Source organism: uncultured Microbacterium sp., assembly GCF_963521695.1.
Taxonomy (GTDB): Bacteria; Actinomycetota; Actinomycetes; order Actinomycetales; family Microbacteriaceae; genus Microbacterium.
The window spans coordinates 1-6,753 of sequence record NZ_CAUQWC010000190.1 but is presented as its reverse complement, the minus strand read 5'-3'; the positions used below and the strand labels follow the sequence as shown (position 1 = coordinate 6,753).

The following is a 6,753-nucleotide window of genomic DNA, read 5'->3' as shown; positions in this document are numbered from 1 at the left end:
TGCACCGGGGCGGACGCCGGACGCCCCGCTGCACATTCCACGCCCCGTCAGGCTCACCCTCGCGCCACGCCCTCGCCAACGCCGCACCCGTGACCGCCGCGCCCCACCCGTCGTTGCCACCGCGATCAGCGGCAGGCGTACGCCGCCCTACTCGTCGTCGCCGTCGTCGATGCGCAGTTCCAGGCTCAGCTGGTCGGCGTCGAGCTCGGCGAGGGCGTGACGCAGGGCGGCGGTGCTGTAACGACCGTCGCGTCCCGCGTCGTGCAGGCGACGGCGCATCTCCTCGATCGAGGCGAGTCGTAGCTCGAGGAAGTCGCGGACGCGCGTCGAGGCGTCCTCATCCGGCGGTTGCACGATCCGAGCACCGGCGCGCTCCAGGAGCTCCGGGGGGAACGCCGCTCCATCGCGCCGCCGGAGCGTTCCCGCACCGAGAGCGTCGCTGGCCGCTTCGCGGAGCTCGGCGTCGAGGGCGCGCTGTTCCTCTCGCGTCGGTCCTTCGCCGCCGGCACCGGCGAGACCGACCGACCGCACGACGGCCGGCAGCGTGAGCCCCTGCAGCACGAGGCTGAACAGGGCCACCAGGAAGGCGACGAAGATGAGCAGCGGTCGCTGCGGGGTGTTCTCCGGCAGGGTCTGCGCGGCCGCCAGGGTGACGACCCCGCGCATGCCCGCCCACACGATGACGCTGCCGTGGCGCGCGCCGAGAGGGGTGTCGCGGTAGTAGTCGAGGTCGGCCATCGTGCGGGCGATGCGGGTTCGCATCCACCCGATCCGCCGCTCGGTGCGTACGGGATCAGCGCCGCGAGCACCGAACTGCTCCGGTGTCTCGCGATAGGCCGCTTCGAACCTGTCGAGGCGGTCCTGCGCGCCCTCGATGCGGCCTTGTTCCCGCGCGTGGCGGTGGCTGCGACGCCCCTGTACCCAGATCAGCCCGGCCACCCACAGACCGCGCACGATGAGCACGATCCCGAGGGCGCTCAACGCCAGCCACGTGCCGTGCCACAGCCCCTCGTGCTCGCGGAGGTTCGCGCCCACGATGTCTTTCAACTCGAGACCGAAGATGAGGAACACGCCGCCCTCGAGCACGAGCTCGACCGTGCGCCAGTTGAGGCGGTCGCTGATGCGCTGTTCGGGGGTGAAGCGGCGGTCGGCCCCCTGGCCGGTGACGATGCCCGCGACCACGGCGGCGACCAGCCCGGATCCGCCGAGGTGCTCGGTCGGCAGGTAGGCGATGAAGGGGATCGTGAAGCTGAGCGCGGTGTTGGCCGCGGGGTTCGCCAGTCGCTCGCGTACGCGCAGGTTCACCCAGCCGATGACGGCACCGACGACGAGCGCGACGGCGACCGCCCACGCGAAGTCGGCCACCGCGTCGCCGAACGCGAATCCGGATGCCACGGCGGCGACCGCCGTGCGAAGCAGCACCAGCGCGGTGGCGTCGTTGAGCAGGCTCTCGCCCTCCAGCATCGTCACCACGCGCGGCGAGATGCCCAAGCGTTTGGCGATGGAGGTGGCCACGGCATCCGTGGGGCTCAGGATCGCCCCCAACGCGATCGCGAGAGCGAGGCCGAGGCCGGGGATCACGGCCCAGAAGAACAGGCCCAGCAGCACGGAGCTGATGACGACCAGCACGACCGAGAGCCCCGCGATCGGTGCGAAGTCGCGGCGGAACTCGATGGCCGGCAGCTGCACGGCTGCCGAGTACAGGAGGGGTGGCAGCACGCCGACCAGGATGATCTCGGGGTCGATCGCGAACGGCGGCACGAACGGCAGCAGGCTCACCCCCGCGCCGACGGCGAGCAGCACGAGGGGCCCCGCGACGTTGAAGCGCGGCCCGATGACCGTGGCGAGGGCGACCACCACGACGCCGGCGAGGACGACGAGGAGGGGATCGATCATGCTCCGAGGCTAGTCCGGCACGGCGGCCGGTCCACGCCGCATCTCGGGCGATCGGCGAGACGGCATCTCGCTGACAGGTCAGCTGTAACCCGCAGACGAGGTGTCAGTCGGATGCCGTCTCGCCGTCGCCGCGTCGGCCGCACGGCCGCCACCTCGTCGTGCGCCCGGCTCGCCTCAGGTCTCGGCGCGCACCGCGTCGGCGACGGCGCGGAGGCCCGTGAGGGTCTCGGCGAAGCTCGTCGACAGCGGCGACAGGCCGATGCGGAGGCCGTGCGGATCGCGGTAGTCGGGGATGACGTCGCCCTGCCACAGGCGTGCGGTCACGGCCCGCATCGCGGGATGCGAGAGCGTCACGTGGCCGCCTCGTTCGGCAGCGTCGCGGGGCGAGGCGAGCCGCACGCCCAGAGGGCTCAGGATGCCGTCGGCCACCCGCACCGCGAACTCGGTCAGCGCAACGGACTTCGCTCGAATCGCGTCGATCCCGGCTTCCTCCAGGAGGTCGAGGGTGTCCTGCATCGCGATCATCGCCAGCACCGGCGGGGTGCCGGAGAGGAAGCGGCGCATCCCGTCGGCGGGGCGGTAGACCGGCCCCATCGAGAAGACGTCGGCGGCACCCATCCAGCCCTGCACCGGCTGCGTCAGGGCGTGCTGGTGGCGCGCGGCGACATAGGCGAAAGCGGGCGAGCCCGGACCGCCGTTGAGGTACTTGTAGGTGCAGCCGACGGCGAGGTCGGCGCCCCACGCGTCGAGCTCGATCGGCACGGACCCGGCCGAGTGGCAGAGATCCCACAGCACGAGCGCCCCGGCATCGTGCGCGATCCGCGTGAGACCCGCGCCGTCGGCGAGGTACCCCGAGCGGTACGACACGTGGCTGAGCAGCACCACCGCGGTGCGCTCGCCTACCGCGGCGCGGAGCAGGGCGGCATCCACCCCGCGGGAGGTGTCGACGTCGACCCACACCACGCGGGCGCCGCGCTCGGCCGCGATGCCTTCGACGAGGTAGCGGTCGGTGGGGAAGTCGTCGCGGCCCACGACGATCTCCACCCTCTGCGGGTCGAGATCCATCTGCGCGTCGAGGGCCGCCCGCAGCAGCTTGTACAGCAGCACGGTGGTCGAGTCGCCGATGACGGTCTGACCGGATGCCGCGCCGAGCGCGAGGGCCCCGATCCGGTCGCCGATCGCGAAGGGGAGCTGCATCCACTGCTCGTCCCACCCGCGGATGAGGCGGCCGCCCCACTCGTCGGTGACGAAGCGGGCGAGGCGATCGGCCGTCGCCCGCGGCGGGCGCCCGAGCGAGTTGCCGTCGAAGTAGACCAGCGATGTATCGGCACCGACGAAGGCGGCGCGGTGGTGCGCCAGCGGGTCGTCGGCGTCGAGGGCCGACGCTTCGGCCTCGAGAGAGGCGCGCGGCACCTGCAGCGCGTCGACGGATCCGAAATCGGGGGTGGGGTCAGTCGACACGCGTCAGCTCCTCGGTGGCGACGACCGTGCCGCGGCTGAGCCAGGTGGGCAGGTCGTCGGGATCGGTGGGCGCCGGACCCGGCACGAAGGTGGAGACCGCGCTCGTCGGCTCGACGTGCGGCCATGCATCGGTCAACGCGGCCACGAGCGCGTCGCCGCGCACGTCGGCATCGTGCAGGGCCAGAAGCTCGCGGCGGTTCAGCCCGACCGGCAGGGCGCCGTTGCCGAGGTCGGTTCCGTAGAGCACCCTCCCGCCGCGGGCGGCGAAGGCGCGGAGATTCGTGATCGCCTGCTCGCGGGCGGCTCCCCGGTGGATGTCGAGCGTCGAGATCCACGCCTGGCCCGCCTCGATCGCGCGCGAGAGGGTGCGGCGTGAGAGGGGTGCATCGAAGGGCGTGTGCGCCAACGCGGCCACACCCGCCTCGATCGCGCGCTCCACCTGCCCCGCACCCTGGGCGTGCGCGACGACCGGCAAACCCCGTTCTGCGGCGGCCGCCACGATCGCCGCGAGGACGTCGTCGGACACCACGGGCCCGGCATCGGCGTGCAGGGCCACCTTGATGACCGACGCCCCGGCATCCGCCTGTGCGTCGACGGCGGTTCGCGCGCCACCCGTGACGCCCGGATGCCGGGACGCATCGGTGACGAGGCGCACCGTGGCATCCGGAGCCCACGACCGCCCCTGCGGGTACCCGCCGGGTGCGGTCAGGAACGCCCCCGCGTACGAGACACGGGGGAGTCCGCGCGCACGCCGGGCGAGGGCCACGGGATCGCCACCCAGGTCGACGACCGCCGCGATGCCGCGAGCGGCCAGCGTCGAAGCGTCGATCAGGTGCAGGTGCACGTGATGATCGACGAACGCCGGCAGGGCCGTGCCGTGCTCGGAGGTGAGTGCGCGCCGGACGGGCCAGGCGGCGGAGACGGTCACGCCGACCCGATCAGATCAGCGACAGCTCGCGGAGCTTGGCCTCGACGTCGGCGTTCGAGGGCTCGACGTGGTGGCTGGAGTCGGGGTAGACGACCACGGGAATGCTGGTGCGGCCCGAGATCTCTTTCGCGACGTCGGCCGCCGCGGGGTCGGCGACGAGGTCGACGTACTCGTAGTCGATGCCCAGCTCGTCGAGCTGCTTCTTGGTGCGGATGCAATCGCGGCACCAGTCGGCGCCGAACATACGGATGGATGCGTCGGAAGACATGACTCCAGCGTACGCCGGTGCGCCGACACCGGTCGCGGCCGGGAGATCGGGCGGCGAGGGCGGGCGCGCTGTGCCACCTGTGCCACCGACCGCGGACGGGAGCGCTTGCCGGCACGGGAGGCGACGCGGGTCGGGAGAGTCACCCCCGATCCCCGTCGCAGGGGACGCGTCAGGCGGTGACTTCGTCTTCGAGGGGTTCGATGGCGCGTGCGACTTTGCCGATGCGGCTCTTCTTGGGGGCGTACACGACCAGGGCGTGGAAGACGAAACGCACCACGAAGGCGGCGATGAGGGTGAGCCCTGCGGCGACCACGCTCTGGAAGTGCGCCTGACTCACGAGCACCCAGATGACGGGGATGCGCACGATCGCCTCGACGCCGTTGAAGGTGAACGATTTGATGAAGCGGTGGCGCATGAGCCCGGACTCCGCGCGCATGTCGGCGAAGACCAGGTACTCGAGCGCGAGGAAGTTGGCGACGATGGTCACCACGCTCGCGATCACCGCGGCGATGATGTACTGCACGCCGACCATTTGCAGCGCCCACATGATGGCGAGGTTGGCGACGGCGCCGAGGCCGCCCACCAACGCGAAGGCCGACATGCGTCCGAAGCGCAGCATCGTCAGCTGCAGCAGGAACCGCATGCCCTGGCTGAACGAGGCCTTCGACTCACCCGCGAAGCGGGGCGCGAACGAGAACGGCACCTCGGCGATGCGCATCTGCTTGCGCGCGAGGATCTCGAGCAGGATCTTGAACCCTCGCGGCTGCAGCGTCTCGACCTCGAGGGCGCTGCGGTCGACGAGGAAGAACCCGGTCATCGGGTCGGAGCAGTTGTGCAGCTTCTTGGGGAACATCGACTTGGTGAGAAGGGTCGACGCGCGCGACACCATGGTGCGCACCGCATTGGCGAGGCCGTCGGAGGTGCCGCCGGCGACGTAGCGGGATGCCACCACCACATCGACGTCACCCAGCTCGGCGCGCGCGAGCAGGTCGGCGATCACCTCGGGCGGGTGCTGCAGGTCGCCGTCCATGACGACGCATCGATCGGATGCCGCCGCCTTGATGCCCTCGACCACGGCGCCGCCGAGTCCGCCCACCGGGTCGTCGCGGTGGATCAGGCGCACCGGAATACGTGCGTCCGCCGCGACCGCGCGGATGATGTCGGGGGTGTCGTCGGTGGAGTCATCGACGAAGATCACCTCGACCGCGCGATCCGCCAGGGCATCCGTCGTGCGACGCACGAGTTCGGCGACGTTCGGACCCTCGTTGAAGGTCGGAACGATGACGGAAAGATCCATGGGTACTCGCGATTCGTGAAACGTCAGGGGGAGCACAGCGTAATGCGCACGACATGTGCCTCCACAGGATTGTGGCGGACGTACCTGTGAGCTAGCGGATGCTCGCCCGGCGTCGACGCGCAACGGCGGCGCGGGTGCCGATGGGGCGGAATCAACCGATCTTGGCCTCGAGGTCTTCGACGGTCATGCCGTAGTCGATGCGGACGACGGGCAATGCCAGCTTATCCGTCCCGATGCGCACGTACCCGGGTTCGATGCCGCGACCGAGTTCGAAACCCGCACGGCGCACGCCTTCCTTGGTCGTGTCGTTGAAGTGGCCGAAGGGGTACGCCACGACCTCTTTGGCGCCGAGGATCTGGGCCGACGTCTCGAGGTCCGCGGCGATCGTGTCGGCGTCGTCGTTGACCATGCGGCCCTTGCCGTTCGCGCCGGCGCGGTGCATGTCGTGCGTGTGCGAGCGCTGGATCACGAAGCGGTTCGGGGTGGGTTCGGTGCGCGCGGAGGTGATGACGAACGAGGTGGTCAGCAGGTGGCGAGCGTCGACGATCGGTGCGGCCATCTCGAGCCAGGTGCTGTCGGCGTCATCGTCGGTGATGACGACGGAGCGCTTCGGCAGGTAGAGCGCGCCGTCGATGAACGCGCTGACCTCGTCCCAGGTGGGCAGGTAGAACTTCCCGTCCTGGATATGGGCCATCTGCGCGTCGAAGTCGCCGATGAAGGCGTAGTTGCCCCGGAGCCAGTTGTCCTCGCCCTCGGGGTTCCGCGTGAACTGGTGGTACATCAGGATCGGGAGTTCGGTGCCTTCGGCGCTGTTCGCCTCGGGCGTCGTCCAGGCGGCGTGGAGGGTGCGCTCGCGGTCGGTGCACGTGACGAGGTCGGCGCCGTTGACGCGCTCGGCGGTGT

The 6,753-nt window shown here is 70.9% G+C and carries 6 protein-coding genes; all 6 read right to left on the bottom strand.

The features are described from left to right. Positions 1-147 precede the first annotated feature (147 nt). Positions 148-1,896, bottom strand: coding sequence for a cation:proton antiporter (locus RWP81_RS12835; protein ID WP_314456685.1), 1,749 nt, complete (start codon positions 1,894-1,896; stop codon positions 148-150). 174 nt (positions 1,897-2,070) lie between these two features. Next, on the bottom strand, positions 2,071-3,315 hold the full coding sequence (locus RWP81_RS12830; protein ID WP_399540599.1) for a kynureninase: 1,245 nt from the start codon (positions 3,313-3,315) through the stop codon (positions 2,071-2,073). A gap of 31 nt (positions 3,316-3,346) precedes the next feature. After that, on the bottom strand, positions 3,347-4,285 hold the full coding sequence (locus tag RWP81_RS12825; protein ID WP_314456683.1) for an amidohydrolase family protein: 939 nt from the start codon (positions 4,283-4,285) through the stop codon (positions 3,347-3,349). 10 nt (positions 4,286-4,295) lie between these two features. After that, positions 4,296-4,553 (bottom strand): glutaredoxin domain-containing protein, encoded by a 258-nt coding sequence (locus RWP81_RS12820; protein ID WP_055959528.1) that lies wholly within the window; start codon positions 4,551-4,553, stop codon positions 4,296-4,298. Between the two features lie 169 nt (positions 4,554-4,722). Beyond that, positions 4,723-5,850 carry a glycosyltransferase family 2 protein gene (locus tag RWP81_RS12815; protein ID WP_314456680.1) on the bottom strand — a complete coding sequence of 376 codons (1,128 nt, stop codon included), beginning with the start codon at positions 5,848-5,850 and terminating at the stop codon, positions 4,723-4,725. A 151-nt stretch (positions 5,851-6,001) separates the two neighbouring features. Further along, a partial coding sequence (locus tag RWP81_RS12810) for a polysaccharide deacetylase family protein (protein ID WP_314456678.1) occupies positions 6,002-6,753 on the bottom strand: 752 nt, incomplete at its 5' end.

Coding starts and splice junctions, on each gene's coding strand:
- RWP81_RS12835 (WP_314456685.1), bottom strand. CDS start 1,896: ATGATCGATCCCCTCCTCGTCGTCCTCGCCGGCGTCGTGGTGGTCGCC.
- RWP81_RS12820 (WP_055959528.1), bottom strand. CDS start 4,553: ATGTCTTCCGACGCATCCATCCGTATGTTCGGCGCCGACTGGTGCCGC.
- RWP81_RS12815 (WP_314456680.1), bottom strand. CDS start 5,850: ATGGATCTTTCCGTCATCGTTCCGACCTTCAACGAGGGTCCGAACGTC.